This window comes from Amycolatopsis sp. cmx-11-12 (assembly GCF_046269425.1).
Taxonomy (GTDB): domain Bacteria; phylum Actinomycetota; class Actinomycetes; order Mycobacteriales; family Pseudonocardiaceae; genus Amycolatopsis.
In genome coordinates, this window is the sequence record NZ_JADNQM010000019.1 from 153,260 (window position 1) to 174,028 (window position 20,769).

At 68.1% G+C, this 20,769-nt stretch carries 18 protein-coding genes, 1 tRNA gene and 1 pseudogene; 9 read left to right on the forward strand and 11 right to left on the reverse strand.

All coding sequences use genetic code 11. The features are described from left to right. Positions 1-2: 2 nt before the first annotated feature. Together lysA and argS are read right to left on the reverse strand one after the other, a co-directional pair. Positions 3-1,436, reverse strand: coding sequence for a diaminopimelate decarboxylase (gene lysA / locus ACLARN_RS25225; protein WP_409493918.1), 1,434 nt, complete (start codon positions 1,434-1,436; stop codon positions 3-5). 3 nt (positions 1,437-1,439) lie between these two features. After that, positions 1,440-3,095 carry an arginine--tRNA ligase gene (gene argS / locus ACLARN_RS25230; protein ID WP_409493919.1) on the reverse strand — a complete coding sequence of 552 codons (1,656 nt, stop codon included), beginning with the start codon at positions 3,093-3,095 and terminating at the stop codon, positions 1,440-1,442. A gap of 205 nt (positions 3,096-3,300) precedes the next feature. Here argS and ACLARN_RS25235 point away from each other — a divergent pair, with 205 nt between their 5' ends. The 3 genes from ACLARN_RS25235 (at position 3,301) to ACLARN_RS25245 (ending at position 5,828) form a co-directional block, all read left to right on the forward strand. Then, positions 3,301-4,095 carry a DUF3105 domain-containing protein gene (locus ACLARN_RS25235; RefSeq protein ID WP_409493943.1) on the forward strand — a complete coding sequence of 265 codons (795 nt, stop codon included), beginning with the start codon at positions 3,301-3,303 and terminating at the stop codon, positions 4,093-4,095. A gap of 5 nt (positions 4,096-4,100) precedes the next feature. Continuing rightward, the gene (locus ACLARN_RS25240; protein WP_409493920.1) at positions 4,101-4,820 is read left to right on the forward strand and encodes a DUF305 domain-containing protein; all 720 of its coding nucleotides are present in this window, start codon (positions 4,101-4,103) and stop codon (positions 4,818-4,820) included. 870 nt (positions 4,821-5,690) lie between these two features. Beyond that, positions 5,691-5,828 (forward strand): hypothetical protein, encoded by a 138-nt coding sequence (locus tag ACLARN_RS25245; protein WP_409493921.1) that lies wholly within the window; start codon positions 5,691-5,693, stop codon positions 5,826-5,828. A gap of 21 nt (positions 5,829-5,849) precedes the next feature. On the opposite strand, the gene ACLARN_RS25250 is transcribed toward ACLARN_RS25245, so the two are convergent. Both ACLARN_RS25250 and ACLARN_RS25255 read right to left on the reverse strand, forming a co-directional pair. Further along, a complete protein-coding gene (locus tag ACLARN_RS25250) occupies positions 5,850-6,767 on the reverse strand; it encodes a cation diffusion facilitator family transporter (RefSeq protein ID WP_409493922.1) in 918 nt (305 codons plus the stop codon). 151 nt (positions 6,768-6,918) lie between these two features. Beyond that, positions 6,919-8,043: an epoxide hydrolase family protein gene (locus tag ACLARN_RS25255; protein WP_409493923.1), complete on the reverse strand. Its 1,125-nt coding sequence runs from the start codon at positions 8,041-8,043 to the stop codon at positions 6,919-6,921. A 46-nt stretch (positions 8,044-8,089) separates the two neighbouring features. Between ACLARN_RS25255 and ACLARN_RS25260 the strand changes: the two genes are divergently transcribed. From ACLARN_RS25260 to ACLARN_RS25270, 3 genes are all read left to right on the forward strand, one after another. Continuing rightward, positions 8,090-8,527: a MarR family winged helix-turn-helix transcriptional regulator gene (locus tag ACLARN_RS25260; protein WP_409493924.1), complete on the forward strand. Its 438-nt coding sequence runs from the start codon at positions 8,090-8,092 to the stop codon at positions 8,525-8,527. A 66-nt stretch (positions 8,528-8,593) separates the two neighbouring features. Continuing rightward, positions 8,594-8,669, forward strand: a tRNA-Arg gene (locus tag ACLARN_RS25265). Between the two features lie 358 nt (positions 8,670-9,027). Next, positions 9,028-9,663 carry a hypothetical protein gene (locus ACLARN_RS25270; RefSeq protein ID WP_409493925.1) on the forward strand — a complete coding sequence of 212 codons (636 nt, stop codon included), beginning with the start codon at positions 9,028-9,030 and terminating at the stop codon, positions 9,661-9,663. Here ACLARN_RS25270 and ACLARN_RS25275 read toward each other — a convergent pair. The 7 genes and pseudogenes from ACLARN_RS25275 to ACLARN_RS25305 form a co-directional block, all read right to left on the reverse strand. Continuing rightward, a pseudogene (locus tag ACLARN_RS25275) lies at positions 9,565-10,587 on the reverse strand (recombinase family protein); the annotation flags it as partial. The gene ACLARN_RS25270 and the pseudogene ACLARN_RS25275 overlap by 99 nt on opposite strands. Next, on the reverse strand, positions 10,539-10,739 hold the full coding sequence (locus ACLARN_RS25280) for a hypothetical protein (RefSeq protein WP_409493926.1): 201 nt from the start codon (positions 10,737-10,739) through the stop codon (positions 10,539-10,541). The pseudogene ACLARN_RS25275 and the gene ACLARN_RS25280, both read right to left, overlap by 49 nt. 653 nt (positions 10,740-11,392) lie before the next feature. Continuing rightward, positions 11,393-12,436 carry a DNA-methyltransferase gene (locus ACLARN_RS25285; protein WP_409493927.1) on the reverse strand — a complete coding sequence of 348 codons (1,044 nt, stop codon included), beginning with the start codon at positions 12,434-12,436 and terminating at the stop codon, positions 11,393-11,395. Continuing rightward, complete coding sequence (locus ACLARN_RS25290; protein ID WP_409493928.1) at positions 12,433-13,683, reverse strand: DNA-methyltransferase; 1,251 nt, start codon at positions 13,681-13,683, stop codon at positions 12,433-12,435. The genes ACLARN_RS25285 and ACLARN_RS25290 overlap by 4 nt, the downstream gene beginning before the upstream one ends. Further along, on the reverse strand, positions 13,680-14,432 hold the full coding sequence (locus ACLARN_RS25295; RefSeq protein ID WP_409493929.1) for a recombinase family protein: 753 nt from the start codon (positions 14,430-14,432) through the stop codon (positions 13,680-13,682). The genes ACLARN_RS25290 and ACLARN_RS25295 overlap by 4 nt, the downstream gene beginning before the upstream one ends. A gap of 111 nt (positions 14,433-14,543) precedes the next feature. Then, the gene (locus ACLARN_RS25300) at positions 14,544-15,464 is read right to left on the reverse strand and encodes a DNA methyltransferase (protein WP_409493930.1); all 921 of its coding nucleotides are present in this window, start codon (positions 15,462-15,464) and stop codon (positions 14,544-14,546) included. Next, entirely contained in the window at positions 15,457-16,272 is an 816-nt protein-coding gene (locus ACLARN_RS25305) for a hypothetical protein (RefSeq protein WP_409493931.1), read from the reverse strand. Before ACLARN_RS25305 ends, ACLARN_RS25300 begins: the two co-directional genes overlap by 8 nt. A 713-nt stretch (positions 16,273-16,985) precedes the next feature. Between ACLARN_RS25305 and ACLARN_RS25310 the strand changes: the two genes are divergently transcribed. The 3 genes from ACLARN_RS25310 to ACLARN_RS25320 are packed head-to-tail and all read left to right on the forward strand — an operon-like array spanning position 16,986 to position 20,681. Then, complete coding sequence (locus ACLARN_RS25310; protein WP_409493932.1) at positions 16,986-18,008, forward strand: hypothetical protein; 1,023 nt, start codon at positions 16,986-16,988, stop codon at positions 18,006-18,008. Beyond that, positions 17,999-18,511 carry a pilin gene (locus tag ACLARN_RS25315; protein ID WP_409493933.1) on the forward strand — a complete coding sequence of 171 codons (513 nt, stop codon included), beginning with the start codon at positions 17,999-18,001 and terminating at the stop codon, positions 18,509-18,511. The genes ACLARN_RS25310 and ACLARN_RS25315 overlap by 10 nt, the downstream gene beginning before the upstream one ends. A 58-nt stretch (positions 18,512-18,569) precedes the next feature. After that, the gene (locus tag ACLARN_RS25320) at positions 18,570-20,681 is read left to right on the forward strand and encodes a hypothetical protein (RefSeq protein WP_409493934.1); all 2,112 of its coding nucleotides are present in this window, start codon (positions 18,570-18,572) and stop codon (positions 20,679-20,681) included. Positions 20,682-20,769: the final 88 nt, after the last annotated feature.

Here is a 20,769-nt window from a genome sequence, read left to right on the forward strand (position 1 = left end):
TGCTAGACCTCCAGGCGCAGCATGTCGTCCGTCGTCTCCCGCCGCAGCAGCACGCGGGCGCTGCCGTTGCGCACGGCCACCACCGCGGGCCGCGGCTGCCGGTTGTACCCGCTGGCCATCGAGTAGCAATACGCCCCGGTGGCCGCCACGGCGAGCAGGTCGCCGGGAGCAAGAGTGTCGGGGAGCCAGCAGTCCCGGACGACGATGTCGCCGGACTCACAGTGTTTTCCCACGACCCGGGACAGCGCGGCGGTGGCCTGGCCGTCCCCGTCGTCGTCGGCGGAGCGGGAAACGAGACGGCAGTCGTACACCGCGTCGTAGAGCGCGGTGCGGATGTTGTCGCTCATCCCGCCGTCGACGCTGACGTAACGCCGGGCGGCCTTGTCACCGAGCGAGACGTCCTTGATGGTGCCGACCTCGTACAACGTGATCGTGCCGGGGCCCGCGATGGCGCGGCCGGGCTCACCGGCGATCTTCGGCACCGGAAGGCCCGCGTACTCGCATTCCTTGCGGACCATTTCGCGGATCTGCGTGATCATCTGCGCAGGCGGCGGCGGGTTGTCCTTGTCGGTGTAAGCGATACCGAAACCGCCGCCCAGGTCGACGATGGACATCTGATCGAGCAGGTCGGTGCCATGCTCCTTGGCCAGTTCGGCCAACAGGCCGACCACACGGCGGGCGGCGACCTCGAAGCCGTCGGCGTCGAAGATCTGCGAACCGATGTGGCTGTGCAGACCGACCAGCTTGAGCGACGGCGCGTTGAGCACGCGGCGCACGGCCTCCGCCGCGTCACCGGAAGCCAGCGAGAAACCGAACTTCTGGTCCTCGTGCGCGGTCGCGATGAATTCGTGGGTATGCGCCTCGACGCCGACGGTGACCCGGATCAGCACGTTCTGCGTGACGTCGTGCCGGGCGGCGACGTCGGCCAGCCGCGCGATCTCGTAATAGGAGTCGACCACCACGGTGCCGACACCGGCCTCCACGGCCGCTTCGAGTTCGGCGAGCGATTTGTTGTTGCCGTGGAAGGTGATCCGCTCGGCCGGGAAGTTCGCGCGCTGCGCGACGGCGAGTTCGCCACCGCTGCACACGTCCAGGCTCAGCCCCTGCTCGGCCACCCAGCGGGCGATCTCGATGGACAGGAACGCCTTGGACGCGTAGTGCACGAGCGCCGGGTCGTCGAACGCCTCGGCGTAATCGGCACAGCGCGACTTGAAGTCGGCCTCGTCGACGACGAACAGCGGCGTGCCGTACTGCTCGGCGAGTTCGCGGACGTCGACGCCCGCGATGCGCACGACGCCGTCCCCGCCGCGGAAGGTGTTGCGGGGCCAGACTTTCGGGTACAGCCGGTCGAGTTCCGCGGGACTCGACGGCGGGAAACCGGAGGCGTCGGCGTGGGGGTAGACGTCGGCGTGGCGGGGGCCCGCGGGGTGAGCCATCGATTACATCCGTTCCGGAGCAGAGACACCGAGCACGGTGAGGCCGTTCGCCAGCACCTGGCGAGTGGCCTCACAGAGCGCGAGCCGGGAAAACGTGAGCGGGGTGGTCTCCTCGTCGCCCTTCGGCAGAACCCGGCCGACGGCGTTCCACTTGTGGTAGGCGCCGGCGAGTTCTTCGAGGTACCTGGCGACGCGGTGCGGTTCGCGCAGCTGCGCCGCCCGGCGGAGGACGGTGGGGAATTCGCCGAGTGTGCGGATCAGGTCACCCTCGGCGGGCAGCGTAAGCAAACCGAAGTCGACATCGCCATCGGTTTTGAGGCCGAGGTCGGAAGCGTTGCGCTGCAACGAGGCCAGCCGCGCGTGGGCGTACTGGACGTAGTAGACCGGGTTGTCGTTGGAGTGCTTGCGCAGCAGGTCGAGGTCGATGTCCAGGGTGGAATCGACCGAGTAGCGGATCAGCTCGTAGCGGGCCGCGTCGACACCGACGGTGCCGACGAGGTCCTCCATTGTGATCACGGTGCCCGCGCGTTTGCTCATCCGGACCGGTTTGCCGTCGGCGACCAGGTTGACCATCTGGCCGATCAGCACCTCGACCACGGCCGGGTCGTCACCGAACGCGGCCGCGGCGGCCTTCAGCCGGGCGATGTAGCCGTGGTGGTCCGCGCCGAGCATGTAGATGCAGAGGTCGAAACCACGCTTGCGCTTGTCCTGGAAGTACGCGAGGTCACCGGCGATGTAGGCCGGGTTGCCGTCCTTCTTGATGACGACGCGGTCCTTGTCGTCGCCGTGCTCCTTGGACTTCAACCACCAGGCGCCGTCCTCGAAGTACAGGTTCCCGGAGTCCTTCAACCGCTGGACCGACGACGCGACGGCGCCGGACTCGTGCAGCGAGTTCTCGTGGAAGTAGACGTCGAAATCGGTGCCGAAATCGTGCAGGCTCTGCTTGATCTCGGTGAACATCAGCTGGATGCCGACCCGGCGGAAGGTCTCGGCACGCTCGTCGTCCGGCAGCGACAACGCGCTCGGCTCCTGGCGGATGACCTCGGCGGCGATGTCGTTGATGTAGCCGCCCGCGTAGCCGTCCTCGGGGGCGGGCTCGCCCTTGGCGGCCGCGATCAGGGACCGGACGAAGCGGTCGATCTGCGCGCCATGGTCGTTGAAGTAGTACTCGCGGGTGACCAGGCCGCCCTGCGCGGACAGCACCCGGCCCAGCGCGTCGCCGACCGCGGCCCAGCGGGTGCCGCCGAGGTGGATCGGGCCGGTCGGGTTCGCCGAGACGAACTCGAGATTGATCTTGACCCCGGCCAGCTCGTCGCCGAGGCCGTACTTCTCGCCGGCGTCGAGGACCTGCTGGACGATCTGGCCCTGCGCGTCGGCGGCGAGCCGCAGGTTGAGAAAGCCCGGCCCGGCGACCTCGGCCGAATCGATGCCGTCGGCAGCGGCGAGGGCCTCGGCCAGCGCGTCGGCGAAGTCGCGGGGCTTCATCCCCGCCTTCTTGGCCACCTGCAACGCCAGGTTGGTCGCGTAATCGCCGTGCTCGGGGTTGCGGGGACGTTCGATCGTCACCTTCTCCGGCAGCACGGAATCGTCGAGACCGCGCGCGGTGAGAACCTGCACGGCTGAGTTACGGACCAGGTCGGCGAGAGCTGCGGGAGTCACTCGCGGAATTCTAGGTGTCAGCTGGTCCGGGCTTCGCAGCGACCGCCGGAAGGTGTGAGCCAAGCCGGTGATCATCCGATGCGTTCACGGTGATCAGACGCGCGGTCTCTACACTGGCCCGCGCAGGGACCACCCCCCTTCGGAGAACGCAGGAGCCATGGCTAACGGGACAACCAGAAAAAAGGGCGCGTCGTCGAAGAACGCCATGAAGGCGGCCCGCAGTTCCGTCGTGTCCAAGAAGGGCACGCCCTGGGGCACGATCATCGCGGTCGTCGCGATCGTCGTCCTGGCTGCCTCGGTGGTCACCTACTACATGGTCGCCTCGGCGCCGAAGCGCGAGCAGAAGACCCGTGAAGAGGCCGCGGCCGCCTTCGCGCCTTCGCAGCAGGACCCGGATCCCTCCAAGCGGATCCCCGGGGTCGTCACCGCGACCTATTCCGCGGGCGCGCACGTCAGGGCGACCGAGCGGGTGGCCTACGACAAGACCCCGCCCTACGGCGGCCCGCACGACGACAGCTGGGCCTCCTGCAGCGGCGTCGTATATCCGAACGCGATCCGCACCGAGAAGCTCGTCCACGGCCTCGAGCACGGCGCCGTCTGGATCGCCTACAATCCGGAGCAGGTGAGCGGGACCGCGCTGGACCTGCTCAAGGTCCGCGTCGAAGGCAAGCCGTACACCGTGATGTCGCCCTACCCCGGGCTCGACAAGCCGATCTCGCTCCAGTCGTGGGGCCACCAGCTGAAGCTGGACAACGCCGACGACACGCGGATCGACCAGTTCATCGCGGCGCTGCGCAGCAACCCGAACGGCGTCTACCCGGAAATCGGTGCCTCCTGCGACTCCTCGATCGCCCCGGAGGACGAGCCGCCGTTCGACCCGACTCCGCCCGGACCTGACGCCAAGCCCATGGACTACAAGGGCACCGCGGGCACCGCGCAGGACCAGCTCGGTTCGCAGTCCCAGGTCCCGCCGTCGCCGTCCGCGCCCGCCTCGAAGTGAGCCAGGTGGACTCCGACCTCGACCATGTCGGGGAGGCCGGGACGGAAACCCCGTCCTCCCCGACCCGTCGGTGGCTGGTGGTGGGGGCCGCGCTCGTCGTCGTCCTCATCCTCGGCGTCGGGCTGGGCGCGTTCCTGTCCCGGCTGATCGACAACGAACCGCCAGCCGTCACGCCTGCCCGCGATTCGGTCGAGGTCGGGTTCGCCCAGGACATGTCGGTGCATCACCTCCAAGCGGTCACCATGGCGAACTGGGCCCGCGACCACTCGACCGACGCACAGGTCGAGCAGCTCGCGTTCGACATCCAGAGCACGCAGACCGAGCAGATCGGCAGGATGAAGGGCTGGCTCATGCTCTGGGACCAGCCGGAGCAGGCGACCGGCGCCTCCATGGCCTGGATGACCGAACCGATGTCCGGCCATTCCGGGCACGGGCAGACGGCGCGGACACCGTCCGACGGCGCCCTCATGCCCGGTATGGCCACCACCGCCGAACTGACCAAACTGCGCTCGCTGCAAGGCAAGGAACTGGATGTCTTCTTCCTGCAGCTGATGCTCCGGCACCACCAGGGTGGGACAGCGATGGCGGAGTACGCGCAGCAGCATTCCGGCCTGCCCGCGTTGAAAGCCTTGGTCACGAGCATCCTGGCCTCACAGGGCCCGGAAGCGGACCTGATGCAGCGCATGCTTTCGTCCCGCGGCGCCCAGCCGCTGCCGCCCCCCTGACCTTCTCCGCGAGCGGTAGGCACGGTTACGCGCCTGGTCGCCAGAGGTACATGAAGGCCCCCTTCCTTGCGCTAGGCGCAAGGAAGGGGGCCTTCATGTACTTGGGTAGGTGTGAAGGTCGAGTTTCTTCGGCTGAGCCGGGGGAAGGGGGCCTTCACGCGCCCTCGTTGTGGCTGGTGGGGCTAGGCGGCATTGGGGGCACTGACCGCGGGCGTTCTCGTGTCCTGAAGCGGCGATAGCTGGACGTGGATCGTGAGTGGCAAGTCGGACTATCTGGCCGGAAGCCAACGATGTTGCGCCGGTTGGCGGGTAGTGAAGGACTCTTTCCCTACCTTCAGGGCAGGGTCCCGGCAAAGTCGCAGAGCTGCTGATCAGTGCTGCTCTTGGTGATCCGGGCTTGGCATCGCTGGTGCTCGCAAGGGTCGAGCGGGGAGGATTCCGGACGTTGAACGTCCGGATTCTTCCCCGCTCAGGGGGCTCCGCAACCGGTGTGCCCGCTGACGGTGAAGGAATGGGGACACTCAACGTCCCCATTCCTTCACCGTCAGCCTCACGCAGGCGGCGAATAGCCGCCTGAACTGCAAGATCTCGACTTTGCCGGGACCTTGACCTTCAGGGTAGGCAAGGAGGCCTTCACCTCATCGGCCGATACGGCCGGTAATAAACACCAGTAGCGTCGAACTGCACCGCTTGGGGGCAGCGCACAGGGGCTCAGCATTCCGGGAAACACATTCACGCATACGGCGAAATGTTTCCACTCGTCACTGAAATCATGCTGGGTCACTTTATGGCGCCCTGTTCCAGGAAACCAAGAAGCGCGCGAAGCAGGCGATCGTCGGGGTCGCGCTGGCCCTGGCCGCGCCGGACACCGTGCTCACCGACTGCTTCGTCACCACCGCGTACGACTATCCGAACCGCAATATCGTGGTGTGGGTCGGCCAGGGACAGGGCCTTTTCCTGACCCAGTCCTCCGACTACTGGCGCAAGGGCAACGGCGCGCCCTCCTGACCCGGTCTCACGACGCGGGACCTACCAGGAGAGTTCCTGGCAGCGTCGCGCGCACTGGGGCACTTCTATCTGCAATGTCGCGTGTTCGATGGAGTAGCGGTCCGCCAGAAGGTTCTGCGCCTCGGTCAGCACCGCGGCCTGCTCGACGCTCGGCGCGATGGTGAGGTGCGCCGAAGCGACCTCCATACCCGAAGTCAGCGTCCAGACGTGCAGGTCGTGGACGTCCTCGACGCCCTTCAGCGCACCCAGTTCGGTCTGGATCCCGGCGACGTCGACCCCCTTCGGCGCGTGCTGGAACAGGATCCGCAGCGCGCGGCGGGCGAGGGCGTAAGTGCGAGGCAGGACGAACAGTCCGATCGCGACACCGATGATCGGGTCGGCGTAGCGCCAGCCGAACAGAAGTGTGATCGCGCCGCTCAGCAACACGCCGACGGAGCCGATCAGGTCGGCGAGGACTTCGAGGTACGCGCCCCGGACGTTGATGCTCTCCTCGGCGCCCTTGCGCAGGACGAGGAAGGAGACGATGTTCGCGACCAGGCCCGCGGCCGCCGCCAGCAGCACGGGCAGGCCGGGCACCGCGGGCGGGTCGCTGATCCGCCCGATGGCCTCGACCAGGACGTAACCAGCGACGCCGAACAGCAGGATGGCGTTGCCCAGCGCCGCGAGCACCTCGGCCCGGTAGAACCCGAACGTGCGGGTAAGCGTCGGGCCGCTGCGCCTGGCCAGCATGATCGCCGCCAGCGCCATCCCGACACCTAGGACGTCGGTGAACATGTGCGCGGCGTCGGAGATCAGCGCGAGCGAACCCGTGGCGAACCCGACGATGAACTCCATGACCATGAAGCCGGCGCCGATGACCAGGGCGATCGTCAGGCTCTTGAGGTAGCGGCCTGACGCGCTCGACGGCGACGCCGTCCCATGCCCGTGCCCGTGACCCATTGCTCCGCCTCTCGTGAAGTCGACAGGCCGAATATATTGTCACATGCGCATATGTGCAATACAGGTGAGCCTAAGTTCACCATGTCTTAAGCCACACAAGGAAGCCATCCCCCAGGAGGGCCTTCCCGAAACCTGAAACCGACACGCACCGCTACCGAAGCGACCGGAAGAACCCCCGCAACTGGCCGACGAAGACCTCGGGCTGCTCGAACGCGGCGAAGTGACCGCCCTTGGCCAACACCTCGTACCAGCGAAGATCGGTGTAGCGCAGCTCCGCCCAGCGCCGGGACGGCCGGACGATCTCGTGCGGGAAGATCGAGATACCCGAAGGAACCTCAATCGCGGAGCCGTCCCGCTCCTTGTTCTCCCAGTAGATCCGCGCCGACGAGGCCGCCGTCTCGGTGAACCAGTAGACAGAGATCGCGTCGAGCATCTGCCGCCAGGACAGCGCGCTCTCGGGCGAGCCGTCGTTGTCGGTCCACTCCCGGAACTTCTCGGCGATCCACGTCGCCTGCGCCACCGGCGAATCGGTGAGCCCGTAGCCGACCGTCTGCGGGCGGGTGCCCTGCTGCCGCGAGTACGCGGACCCGACCGTGTGGAACCGGGTCAGATCGCCGAGAGCCGCCTTCTCCTCCGCCGTCGGCTCACCCAGCTTCGCCTCGTCGTACGGGACGCTCGCCATGTTCACGTGGACGGCGATCAACCGCTCCGGTGCGACCTTGGCGAGCGCGTTCGTCACCCCGGCACCCCAGTCGCCACCCTGCGCGGCGTAGCGCTCGTAGCCGAGCAGGCCCATCAGCTCGTCCCAAGCCCGCGCGATGCGCTCGACGTTCCATCCCGTCGACGACGGCTTGTCGCTCCAGCCGAATCCCGGCAGCGACGGCGCGACGACGTGGAACGCGTCTGCGGGGTCACCCCCGTGCGCGGCGGGATCGGCCAGCGGGCCGAGCACGTCGAGGAACTCGGCGACCGACCCCGGCCAGCCGTGCGTGAGCACGAGCGGGGTCGCGTCCGGCTCCGGCGAACGGACGTGCAGGAAGTGGATGCCAAGACCGTCCACAATGGTCTTGAATCCCGGGAAAGCGTTGACCCGTGCGGCCAAACCGAAGTCGTAGTCCTCGGCCCAGTACCGGCACAGCTCCCGCGCGAACTCCAGCGGGACACCCTGCGTCCAATCGTCCACAGTGGCCGGTTCGGGCCAGCGGGTGGCGCGCAGCCGGGCTCGCAGGTCGGCGATGGCGGACTCGGGGATCCGCACCTCGAACGGCTCGATCACGACGTCCTCCCCATTTCGTTGGTGTCACCAACGCTACGCTGTCCCGATGAGTACCGCACCCGTCCGGCTTCGCAGCAAGGCCAGCTGGCTGGTCAACCAGGCCGCCACCGTGGCCCACCGGCTCGCGATGGACGAGTTCGCCCGCAGCGGCGCCCGCCGGTACCACTACGGGATCCTGGCGGCCATCGACGAGAACGGCCCGTCGAGCCAGGCGACCTTGAGCCGATCCACCGGTATCGACCGCAGCGACGTCGTCGCCGTCATCAACGAACTCGCCGACGCGGGCCACGTCGAGCGCGCCCCCGACCCCGCCGACGGCAGGCGCAACCTGATCACCCTCACCAGCACCGGCGTCCAGCGGCTCCAGCACCTCGAAGACCAGGTCAGGGCGACCCAAGACGTCTTCCTCGCACCACTGGAACCCGCCGAACGAGAGCAGCTGACCCGGCTCCTCGCCCGCCTCGTGGACCATCACCACGGTTAACGACCACCGCCCGCGAGGACGCCGGACGGGATGCGCTAAACTTTCCGAAGTCGCTCAGGCGGCTACGCCCTCGTAGCTCAGGGGATAGAGCACTGCCCTCCGGAGGCAGGTGTCGCAGGTTCGAATCCTGCCGAGGGCACCACAAGGATGGGAACGGGAGAGTTGTCAGACATGACAGTCTCCTCGTTCTTATTTTCTCGTTTGTGCTGGTCGAGTCGTGTCTCACGGTCAAACGGCAAGATGACGGCCTCATGAGCAGCCTGCCGTGCGGCCGGGACTGTTGGTCCTAGCAGCGTGACCGTGCACTTGATCTGGTTAACGTCCTTGCAGTAGCGCAACTCAAGCCGTAAGGCTTCGAAGAGTCGTCGCGCGACATCCTCGGGTAGCTCTTCGATCCGAGCTTCGCCCACAGGCAGGGCGTCAAGCAGATCGGGGTTGGGCGCCTGCCGGTTCTCCTCTTCGACCTCGGCAAGCTGCGCTTCGAGTTGAGATTTGCGTTCATGAAGCCCGTTGCGCTCGTCGTTGATCTCGCTGACAAAGTCCTTGGTCGGGTTGTCGACCAACGCGAAGCTGCGGACGAGGTTCTTGATCATACGAGTGGTGTCGTCGATCTCGCGGAGCAAGGCATCAATGCGCTGTTGCCGTTCCTGCTGGGCGGCGAGGCCGAGTTCGCGGGCCGTGTCGCCCAGCAAGCTGCGACGGTAGGAACCGAAGATGTGGGCGGACAGGAACTCATTGAGTCTGGTGACGATGCCGTCTTCGCGAATCCAGAAGCTCCCTGCGGCAGGATGTCCTTTAGGGACATACCCCTTCTTCGGTGCACAGACATAGTAAGCGTGGCCGCGACGGGTCTTGCCGTTCATACGTCGGCCGCAGGCGTCGCAGAACAGGTAGGTGCGCAACAAGTAGCTACGCTTGGTCTGCGGGTGTTTTACGTTGGTATTGCTGGTACTGCGGGAGCCGAAGCGGTGTCCACTGATGTCCTGAGCTTGCAACCAATCTTCCAGTGTGACGAGCGATTCATGGACAGGCTGCGCGGACCAGATCCATTCTTTGATGGGGTTGGCGCGGTTACTACGAGACTTGCGCCCCTTGCGGTTCCACACCATGTGTCCGGTGCACTTGGGGTTAGTTAAGACGTCGCGCACATTGGAGTAGGTCCAGCGGCCGACGGCACGTTTTGGGTCGACAGGGACGGGCGGCGGGTAGGTGGCGGGGTCGAGATTGAGGCGGTCCGCGATCGCCTGGTAGCCAAGGCGTTCGTTGATCCTCCACGCGTAGGCCTTGCGGACGGCAGGCGCCTGCACGGGATCGACTTCGAGGAAGGTCTTCTTCACGCCCTTGGCACGCTTAGCGGGAACCGGGTGCGGGACGTGACGAGCGCGGTAGCCGTAGCAGGCTTTGCCGATGTTGTAGCCAGCTTCGGTGTGGACCGCATAGCCGTCCCAGGACTTCTCCAGCATGTCAACGACGTAGTACTCAGACAGCGTCTGCTTCACACGCCGCGTGAGTAGCTGGGTGGCGCGTTTAGGTTTGCGCCCATCGACCGTTTCGAGCTGAAACGGCTCGTCGGAGGCCAGCAGGCGCACCCCGGCGCGTTCTAGGCGGTGCTCGATGGTGGTGCCGTAGTACATGTGCCGGGCGGTGCGCTCGATCGACTCGCAGATAACGTAGTCGAATCGTCGGTCGGAGCGTTCGGCCTCGGCGAGCAGGTCTTGGATGCCGCCATCACGCGGGATCGGGATGTCGAACTGCTCATGGGCGTGGCCACTCCCACGGGCGTCGAGGTCCATGCGACCGGACTCGACGTCATAGAAGTGCGCGACGATCAGGCCGTCTTCGGGAAGCGAGCGTTGCGACGAGCCCAACTGGCGCGGCAAAGACAGAGTCGGGTCCTGCATGTCCCGAGTGGACACACGTCCCAGCCATGCGAACCGAAGCAACGTCGGCCGTGACGCCAGGCCGACCGATTCACCGCCCGCCGCTTGACCGTACGAGCTTCGCGCTGGTCCTACGCTGCGTTGTCCAGCCCACGCGCGGACCTGTTCCGGGCCTGCCATTGCGTCACCTCCCACAACACTCGTGCCTGCTCCGCGGCAAGCCGTTGCCCTTCGATGCCTTCCACAGTAAGGATTTTGACGACCAGTTCCGGCGGTTCGTCAGGAATCAGCAAGCCGCTGGTGTCGTCGCGACGTTCCGTTTCCCCTGCCACCGCTCACACTCCTCGGCCGGGGCTGAAACAGTCGCTGGCGATGACGCGGCGGCAGACGAGCGCAGCCAGTGGGCGTTCCACGCTCATCAACTCCAAAGCCTGGGCCCGCGGTTCAGTGGCACAGGCGATCGGGGCGGAGTGTGGTTCAGCTGTGTGTTCGCGGGGCAAGGCGACATCGGGGGCGCCGGAGAGGCGCTGCATTTTCTCGCAGCTGATGCGTCGACGGCAGTAGAACGCCGGCCGGATTTGCTGAGGCACGGTGTCGGACCGGTGGCCGGTAACCTCGGTCGCTGACTGGCCGGACATGTGGTCGTGCCTCCTTCTGGTTGTTCCTCCCGCCACGCACAGCACCTCGGGTGCGACAGAACCAGCTGGTCAGCGGCTTGCCCGGGTGTCGCGGGCCTGGAATCGTAGCGCCGATTGGCGAAAAGCGGAGGCCCCGAACGAGTGGGCCTCCGAAGCTCTGCCGCCACGGGCGGACGAGGTCTGCAAGGCGGTAGGCGACCTGTCCGTCCAGGAACGTCCCCGGAGTGAGGTGGGGCGGGCTGGCGACTGCAAGGTCAATGTCTTTGTCCGGCTAGGAGAACGGCGAGCGTCTCCCTGGATGATGGCGGTGTCGATGGACACGGAACGGCTGCCGGCGTTTGGGTCTCTCACGCTGCAGGATTGCGTCCAGCGATCCGCCGTATCGCGATGTCGTGGTAGGCGGGGTTGGTGTCGATGCCGGTGAAGCGGCGGCCGAGTTCGCGGGCGGCGACACCGGTGGTGCCGCTGCCGCTGAACGGGTCGAGAACGTGGCCTCCCAGCGGGCATCCGGCGGCGATGCATCGGCGCGGGAGCTCCAGCGGAGACGGCGCGGGATGGCCGGCGCGGGAGCGGTCGGGGGGAATAGTCCACACGTTGCCAGGGTTGCGTCCGCGCTGGCCGTGCACGGGGGTGCGAGGCCAGGTTCCGCGGGCGGTATTCGGCTTGTTGCCGCCGTGATGAGCTCGGCGGGACAGTGCGCGGTCGCCCGTGTAGGGCTGCCGGATCGGGTCAAGGTCGAAGTAGTAGTCCGGCTGCGTGACGAACAGGAAGATCATCTCGTGATGGGTGGCGAGCCGGTCGCGGATCGGCGTGGGCGTGGCGTGCGGCTTGTGCCAGACGATCGCCGACCGCAGTATCCACCCGTCGCCTTGGAGCGCGAAGGCGAGGCGCCAGGGCATGCCCAGCAGGTTCTTGTGCGGCACATCCGCTCGTGGCCGATAGTGCGGCTGTCCGACCTGGCCGGGTGTGGTGCACCAGAAGCCGTCAGAGTTGGTGGAATAGCTGTCGCCGAGGTTGATCCACACGGTCGCCCGCGGGGTGAGCACTCGGCGCGCCGCAGCGAACACCGCACGCACTGTGTCGATGTACTCGTCCGCAGTCGGTTCCAGGCCGATCTGCGGATGCTCGCGTACTGCTCCGCAGTCTCGGCACTGGCGCCGATCGCTGCTGCCATCCGCAAATGCGGTTCCGGCGCTGGCCGGGCGGTGGCGGCACCCCGGTCGCCCGCCGGTCCAGGTGTCAGGGGCGTAGTCACGCAAGCGCCAGTAGGGCGGGCTGGTGACGAGACAGTCCACCGAGTCGTCGGGCAGCTCCGCGATCCCGGATTTCGCATCAGCGATGAAGAGGGCAACACCGTCATACCGACGATGAGTCGCGATGGACGCGTTCACGCAGCCCTCCCCTGTTCGTCCGCGGCGAGGCCGAGGCGCCGGAGGCCGATGTCGTGGAACTCCGGGTTGAGGTCGATGCCGACGTAGGACCGGCCGAGCTGTCGTGCGGCCATGCCGGTGGTGGCGGCGCCGCTGAACGGGTCGAGCACGACGCCGCCCTCCGGGCATCCGGCGGCGATGCACCGCAACGGGATGTCGATCGGGAAGGCTGCGAAATGCGCTTCGCGGAGGGGGCGGGTGGTGATGGACCACACGTCGCCGGGGTTCTTGCCACGCTGGTGCGCGGCGGAGTGCCGCGCCCCGGTCGGCCGCATCGCATCGCCGTGCGTTTTCCCGGTGAACGGGCTGGCATCGTGATATTTGCCGTACACGCTGTGTCCGCGGCGGCGTGCGGTCGCGTCGATCCCGCCGTGGCGGCCCTTGTTCGCGCCGCCGATCACGATGCCCTCCCCGACCGCCTCGGGACGGGTAAGTGGTTCGCGGATCGGGTCGAGGTCGAAGAAGTACTTCTGCTGTTTGGTGAGCAGGAACAGCATCTCGTACCGGTTCGAGACCCGGTCGCGTACGGATTCGGGCATGGCGTTGGGTTTGTGCCACACGACCGCGTTGCGCAGAATCCAGCCATCGGCCTGCAGCGCGAACGCGACCCGCCAGGGCATGCCGACGAGGTTCTTCTGCGGCAGGCTCCGTGTGCGCGCCACCCCGGCCTGGCGCACCGATTCCCGCAATGGTGCCGCCGCGCTGCGGCCGGACAGGGTGCTCGTCCGCATCGGGTCCCCGGTGCGGCCGGGCGGTTCGGCGGAGTAGGAGTCGCCCAGGTTCAGCCACACGGTGCCGGTGTCGGCCAGGACGCGGTGCAGCTGCGCGAAGACCGCCCGGAGCCGGTCGACGTAGTCCTGTGGGGTCGCCTCCAGGCCGTGCTGGTCGTCCTCGCGGCGGGCGCCGCACCGGCGGCATCGCTGCGGCGCGCCACCGCGGTGCGCCGCCGACGCGGGATAGACGTGACCGGGATGTTTGGACTGGGGAATGTTGCCGCCGCGTCCGGCTGCGGCCAGGTGCGCGCAGTCGGGATCGCCGCCGACCCAGGTTCCGGTCCCGTAGTCCCGCAGCCCCCAGTACGGCGGACTGGTGACCACGCAGTCCACCGACTTCTCCGCCAGGTCGGCGAGGGTGGCGGTGGCGTCGCCGGTGTAGAGCGTGACCGCGTCGTCGCGGTAGTACACGGTGTTGGTCGGATGCTGGGTCATGCCGCCTCCCGGCCCTGGTCGGTGAGTCCGGTGGTGTCGGTGTCCGGGGTCGGTGAGACCCAGCGGGCTCGGCGGTTGTAGGCCGTCCAGAACAGGGCGGGTTCGACCAGCGCCCGGTGGCTGCGCTGCCGCGACCACGTCCAGCGTTCCGGAGCCTGATCCACTCCGCGCAGCGTGCGATCACGCACGACGTAGCCGAGGTAGACGGGGTTGGCCAGGATGGTGCGCACCACCGCGCGGCTCCACGCGCGTGCCCGGCCGGACAAAGGATCGACCGGGTGGGGATGCTGTTGTTCGGTCAGGCGCCGGGCGATAGCGCGGTCGCTGAGGTTTTCGTGCACCGACCAGGCGAAGATCAGCGACACGACCGGCGCACGCAGCGCGTCAACGATCAGCCGGTGCCGCCACCCCGCACGAGCGGACTCCGGCTCCACCCAGTGATGTTCCAGGGCGTAGCCGTACGGTGCGGGGCCCAGCCACCAGCCGTCGCGGGTGCGCTGCCACAGCGCCAGCCTCGACCGCCTGTTCAGCTCCACCTGATAGAGGTAGACGCCCAGATCGGCAGACTCGCGCCGGTCGTCGTCCTCGTACGGAGCCAGCGGGTATCCGGTGAGGGCTTCGCGCAGCCGCCGCCATCCGGTGGGTGACTCGGGCCTGCGCGTGCGATAGCTGACGAACGGATAGAGCAGAGGATTGATGCGACGTGCGGCCCGACGCGGGCGGCGACCCGGTTGCGGGGTGGTGTCCATGAGAATCGCTCCTTCGGCAAGGTGGGTTGAGGTCGCGAGCCGGGGTAGATCGGCTCACGTCGCTGCGCCATGGGCGGGGCGCCGGCGGGTCCTACGTGAAGCGGCGCGCACTCACGCGGCGGCCGAATCGGGCCGTGTTCCGCGCCCCCGGCCGTGTGGTCGCGGCGGTGCGGGCAGCGCAGGGAGGGACTGGTTCAGGGCCGGATCGGCGGCGTCGGGATCGGCCCGGAGCACCAGCGCGGTGTGGTGTGCGGGCAGCGCGACCGGATGCCCGAGAGCACGTTCGGCGCGAGCGGCGACGCGGCGCTGAGCCAGCGACGAGCCGGTGTAAGTGCGGCCTCGTCGCACCGTCGCGGTCAGCGCCACACACCGCGCGACCGGTGCCAGCCCAGCCGCGCTGGCGACCTCCGCGATCCCGGTGGGAACGTCGAGCAGGTCGTGGCGAACGGGGTGGCGCTGCGGGGCACTGGTGATGACCACGTGCCCGCCGGGACGCAGCAGCGGCCCGTACTGCGTAAGCAGGGTTCGCAACCGCTCCAGCGCACCATCCAGGTCGCTGGCCGGACTGGGCCGCAGGGTCGTCAGGAGGAGATCGATCCGCCCGGTCAACCCGGCCGTGGCAGCGGCAACCGCGGTGCCGGGGCGTCGGTCGAGGATGAGGACCATGCCGTCGACGAACACCCCGCGCGCCTTCGTGGCGGTCACGTTGGTGCGCGCCAAGCGCCACCACCGGCGCTGCCCGGTCAACCCGATTGCGTGCCGCCCGGCCCGCAGCGCTTCGACGATCGTGGTGCCCGCTCCGCAGTCGGGATCGAGCACGACGTCACCGGGTCGGGTCAGCGCCGCGACGGCGTAGCGGGCGATCGCCGGGGCCATCAAAGCGGGGTCGGCGCCGGTGGCGTCGTGGTAGCCGCCCTCGTTCAACTGGTCCGTCAGACTGTCGGTCCCGGTCGGCCACACCGACGCCACAATCGGACCTTCTGGCCGCTCCCCCGCCGGGTGGGGGAGCGGCGTGCCGGTGCGCTCAGACATCCGAGGTCTCCTTCCCGTCGAGGACGCCGCCGTCCGTTGCCTCCGGCGACAACCGTCCGAGCAGAACGAGGTCGTGGTGCACCGAGCGCAACGGCGGCGCTGCGGCGTCGACCGCGCGAGGCGAGAAGTTCGGCGCAGAGGCCGCGGTGTCCACCTGGTCGGCGGTGACGGAGCGGTCCGGCAGGTCCGACACAGGCGTGGCGAGCACGGCGATGTGATCGAGACACCGCAACCCACGACTACCCAGCGTGCCCAGCACAGTCGCGTGCGGATCGCGCAGTCGCCCATCGCGGATATCACTATGTGTGACTACGGCGACGAGGCCGACCGGGGTGAGCAGGGTGTCCCAGTCGGTGTGCGCGAGCCAGTCGGTGGCGTGCGGATCGAGCGCGGTGACGATCAGGTCGAACCCGCCACGCGGTCGGTCCCCGTCGCGACGCCGAGGGCGTGCCGGGTCGGGGTGCGGGTCGGCCACCGGGTGCAGCCCAAGCCGACCGAGTCGGGGTCGCGACCCCGACTCGGCTCCGGCACGGTGGGGCGAGTCGGTGTGCTCGGCCGGGTAGTCGGGGGCGGGTGCCGCGGTCGCGGTATCGGTGCCGCGGCCGAGCCGGGCGACGGTCCAGACCGCCTCGGCGAGACCGGCGTACGGGTCGGCGCCTCGGGCGCCGCCAACCGCGTGCCGAAGAGCGCGTGGGGATGGCGGTGGAGTGAGGAAAAGGACGCGGTCGCCGGGGCGGGTGTAGGTCGTCACGAGGGTGACGATCGTGCGTCCGAGCCAGCCGGGAAGTAGTGCGGTGCCGGGCAGCATCTCCGCGTCGGCGAACGGCCAGAAGGTCGTCGGACGTGGCCTGCGGGCAGTTGTGGTAGCAGGTGTGGTCCGTGGCGCGCGGTGCCGGCCGTGGCGGAGGCTTGCCGTGTCGCGATGTGGCAAGCGTTGGTGACGGCGTCCGGGCTCAGGATGCGGTGGTGAAGTCATCGGTGGCCTTCCTCGCGGTGTGATCGGCGTGGTCTGCCAAGTCACCCCAAGAAGCCGGTTTTGAGGCCGTTTTTCGACACCGCTCGCCCAAGTTTTTTCACAAACTCCGAAGCCCAGCGCCGCACGCAGCGAGAATCGAATCCGAATACGTCGTCGCTTTCCAAGCGTCCTGAAGCATTCGAGCCAGCACAGCGCGAATTGGCCCGCTCCCGAATAACCCCGGGCCCGGGTCAAGAAGAATTTCTGACCCGGATCAAAAGCAGCTCGGCCGGAGTCGCCGCAGGCCCACCTCAGCCAGTCGCCACTGCCTACTAACGATCGCTTAAAAGACCAGTTCACGAGCTACTAAGGCGACATTGACACCACCAGGACAGGCCGTCCCGCACGGGGTTTCTGAATCCTTCAAGGCTTCGGTTTTAGTAGCCGAGCTCGCCTACTAAGAAGATCATCCTTGTTCTTTTCTTGTTCTTTTCTTGTTCTTTTCTTGTCGCCGCCATGGCGTCCTGACGGAGCTGATTCCACGAACTCCAGTCAGGAGCACATCAATGACGAACGACGAGACTGTATCCGCGCCTATCCGCCCCGATCACGAGGGACACGAATGGCTGCCGCTGGACACCGCGCGCGACGCCTTCGGGTGGCTGGTCACCGGGCCGAAGCCGATGGCCGTGAACGGGTCCCGATTCGCCGGGTTGCCGCGGCGTCCGGTGCCGCTGGACGAGCTGCGGGACCGGGTGATGAGCAAGCAGTGCCCGCATCGCACTCAAGACGACGTGTGGGCGCATTTGGTGCTGCGTTCTCGCGCTCACGGGGGTGCGTGGACAGTCGCGTGCGTCGGGATGGCACTGCCGTCGTTGGCCTCGAGTTCCCGGTGGCTGGCGGCGCGGTATCCGCTCGATCGCGCGGATGTCCACGCGGCCGTACTCGCCGGATTCGTCCACGCGTTGGCGACTGTGGATCTGACCGATCCCGGCATCATCGCCAGGCTGCACTTCGCCGCTCGTCGTGCCGGGCAAGCGGCATTGGAAGCGTCGCTGGACGCGCCGCTGCCGGCGGGCTCGGGTTATCACTCCGCGGCGCCGCGCCCGCCGTACGGCCACCCCGACTTGGTGCTCGCACGGGCGGTCGGTGAGCAGATTCTCACCCCCATCGAAGCGGACCTGATCTCGGCGACACGGCTCGGCGAAACCTCCGTGACCGACTGGGCGCAAGCCCACGGCACCGCGCCGAAGACCGCGTTCAAGGCCCGGGATCGAGCCGAAGACCGACTCGTCACGTGGCTGCGCGGCCAGCTCGCCGACTCCGACTCCGAAGACCCCGTCGCCGACGCGGTTGTCGCCTCTCTGGTCGTCGGCTCGCCGGACACTCCCGCCGAGGAAAACCCACCTGTATCACGCGCTGTGAGCGGCCGTCTGCGCAACGGTCGGCCAACCGGTTCCAAGAAATCGTCACGGTCGGTGTCGAAAAACGACCCGAAATCCGGCTTCTTGGGGTGCGGGGAGATCCCACCCGGCTCTCCGCGTACCGCCGAGCACGAGCCGACTTCGGAGGTGCGCCGATGCGCGTGACACCCCATCCCCAGACCCAGCAGACCACCGTGCCGCCGCGCCCACGCGCGTCGAAAGCACCCGATCAGACCCAGCCCCGCGCGGGTGTCACCGACTGCTCGCGGCCGGTGGCACGCACGGGTGGCGCACGGCCACATCATCGGGCCTCTCAACCGCCGTCCGTGCGCCACACAGTGTCCCGGTCTGTCGCCGTGGTGGTCCTCGGCGCGGTCGTGCTCAGCGCGCTCACCACGGATGCGGCACATGCCTCGACGCAGGTTCTCGCGCTCGCGACCAGTGTCGATCAGGTCTTCACCAACATCCGCGACTGGCTGGTCGGGATCCTGGCCGGCCTGGCGACGGTGTTCCTGACCGTCGGCGGGGTCCGGTACCTGCTGGCCGGAGGGAACCCCGGCGAAACAGAGAAGGCGAAGGGGTGCTTTAGGAACGCGGCATGGGGCTACGGATTGGCGGCACTGGCGCCGCTCGCCGTGGAGATCCTGCGCGGGATTGTCGGGGCCTGAGGTCATGGCCGAGACCCGACGTCCCCGTGTGCTCGCACCCGATCGCGGCGAGCCTGGCGTGCGCTCAGCGACCCGGGAGCGCCGGGAGCGGGTCCTGCTCACCCCGCCCATCCCAGAAGGGCACGGTCGCAGTCCCCGGCGTCGGTTGTTGCGGCTGCTGGCTCTCGGCGTGGCCGTGGTGCTCGGCTGTCTGCTGACGGTCGGTGCGTGGGCCTCGCCCGAGACGTTCGCGCCACGCGACGCGCAGCAAGCCGCGGTCGCCGTCGCGCAGCAGCCACCGCTGCCGTTACCCCTGCCGACCAATCCGCCGGGAACCACGTGCGCACCGGATTCACCGGACCCGACGTGTCACTTCCCGACCGGGTCGCCGCGTCCGCCGGTGCCGACGACCCCATTGCCGCCGATCACCGAACTACCGCCGCCGACGAGTTGTTTCCCCGGGCAGATCGGGTGCACGCCCAGCAACCCGAGTACTGCGCCGCATACGAACACCAGCACGCCGTGCACCGGCGAAGGCTGTATCCCGCAGCCCAGTACTCCCCCGCCGTCCGCGCCTCCGGGGCAGCCCGGTCCGGGAGTTGACGGCGACGACCCGGACTGCGGGATCACCAGCATCGAAGGCTGCATCAACAAGGCCATCAACGCGGTGTTCCGCGAGCTGGTCAAGTCCGCCCTCGACCCGCTTCTGAAGCTGCTGGGCGACACCGCGTTCACTACGCCGACGCTGGATTCGCTGCCCGGGGTGACGAACCTGTGGAACAACTCTTGGCTGATCGTGCTGGCCTGCTACAGCGGGCTGATCATGATCGGCGGGATCATCGTGATGTCCCACGAGTCGGTCCAGAGCCGCTACTCAATGAAGGAGATCGCGCCCCGGCTCATCGTCTCGTTCTTCGCGTCGATGCTGTCGCTGTTCCTCATCGACAAGGCGATCCGGCTCGCCAACGCACTGTCCACCGCGGTCCTCACCGATGGGGTCGATCCGCCCCAACTCGGCGACAACTTGACCAAGTCGATCAGTGGTGCCTACTCCGCGGTGGTGTCGGGCGGGCTGTTCGTGGTCCTGCTGCAGGTGGTCCTGGTCATCGCGGTGATCGCGCTGCTGCTGGTCTACGTGGTGCGTGTGATCCTCACGCTGATCCTGATCGTCTCGGCGCCGCTATGGGTTGCCTGCCACGCCCTGCCGCACACCGACGGCATCGCCCGCTGGGGATGGCGTGCGCTGGGCGCGACGCTCGGCATTCAGGTCGCTCAGTCGCTCACCCTGATCGTCGCGGTCAACACGTTCCTCAATGGCAGCGTGCATCTGTTCAACTCCGTCGGCGGCGGGCTGATGATGCTCTTCGCCGTTCTCGGGCTGCTCTACATCTTGTTCAAGATTCCGTTCTGGTTCCTCTCGGCCACCAAGCTCGGCCACGGCCGCTCCTTCCTCGGCGGGCTGGTGAAGGCGTATATCGCGGCGAAAACGTTCGGGATGGTCGCCGGTAAGACCGGCGGGTTCGGCAAAGCCGGCGCCGCCGCCGGTGGCGGGAAGAGCGGCACAGGCGGCGGGGGCCGTGGCGGTGCTGCTGCCGATCCGCCATGGCCGCTCCAGCCGCGGATCGCACCGACACCGCAAGCGGTCAACAAGCGGTTGCAGGCGGCCTACGACGCCGACCGCGCCCGTGCTGCCCAGCAGACGCGCCCGCTCTCGCAGCGACCGGAGTTTCTGCAGCCCGGTCCGCAGGAGACCACCCATGACCCGGCCGTCACCCCGGCCACCCAAGGACCCGTCATGCCCGAATTCAGTTCCGCATCCAAGCCCGTTACTCCGGTCCCGCCGCCCGCCGGGCGGCGCCGCAGGCAGGCCGCGACGGCGCCCCGGTTCCAAGCTCCCGATGTGCCGCGCCGCGCCGGTGGTGCCGCGCCCCCGGCTCGACCGGTCGCGGTGGCGGCGGTTCCGCCGCACTTGCGGTTCCAGCCGCCGACTCCGGAACCCAGGCACGTGTCCCGACCGGTCACGCCAGCGCCCGCGCCACCCGCAGCACCGGTGTTCCGGGCCGCGCGTCCGGAGCCGCGCATCGGGGACGCCCGCCCGCGCACGCCGTCCGTGCCGCCGGTCGCGTTCCGGGCGCCGACCTCGCCACCGGCGCCGCCGAAGTCCCCGCCCCGTCGAGGTGAAAAGTCATGACCCAGCCTGTGCGCATACCGTCTGATGTCGATCGCGAAGATCGCGTTCTGGCCAATCTCACCGCCCGGCAGCTGGCGATCCTCGCGGT

Coding starts and splice junctions, on each gene's coding strand:
- ACLARN_RS25305 (WP_409493931.1), bottom strand. CDS start 16,272: ATGCTGCCCGGCACCGCACTACTTCCCGGCTGGCTCGGACGCACGATC.
- ACLARN_RS25290 (WP_409493928.1), bottom strand. CDS start 13,683: ATGACCCAGCATCCGACCAACACCGTGTACTACCGCGACGACGCGGTC.
- ACLARN_RS25310 (WP_409493932.1), top strand. CDS start 16,986: ATGACGAACGACGAGACTGTATCCGCGCCTATCCGCCCCGATCACGAG.
- ACLARN_RS25315 (WP_409493933.1), top strand. CDS start 17,999: ATGCGCGTGACACCCCATCCCCAGACCCAGCAGACCACCGTGCCGCCG.
- lysA (WP_409493918.1), bottom strand. CDS start 1,436: ATGGCTCACCCCGCGGGCCCCCGCCACGCCGACGTCTACCCCCACGCC.
- ACLARN_RS25270 (WP_409493925.1), top strand. CDS start 9,028: ATGAAGCCCGTTGCGCTCGTCGTTGATCTCGCTGACAAAGTCCTTGGT.
- ACLARN_RS25260 (WP_409493924.1), top strand. CDS start 8,090: ATGAGTACCGCACCCGTCCGGCTTCGCAGCAAGGCCAGCTGGCTGGTC.
- ACLARN_RS25250 (WP_409493922.1), bottom strand. CDS start 6,767: ATGGGTCACGGGCACGGGCATGGGACGGCGTCGCCGTCGAGCGCGTCA.
- ACLARN_RS25295 (WP_409493929.1), bottom strand. CDS start 14,432: ATGGACACCACCCCGCAACCGGGTCGCCGCCCGCGTCGGGCCGCACGT.
- ACLARN_RS25300 (WP_409493930.1), bottom strand. CDS start 15,464: ATGTCTGAGCGCACCGGCACGCCGCTCCCCCACCCGGCGGGGGAGCGG.
- ACLARN_RS25235 (WP_409493943.1), top strand. CDS start 3,301: ATGAAGGCGGCCCGCAGTTCCGTCGTGTCCAAGAAGGGCACGCCCTGG.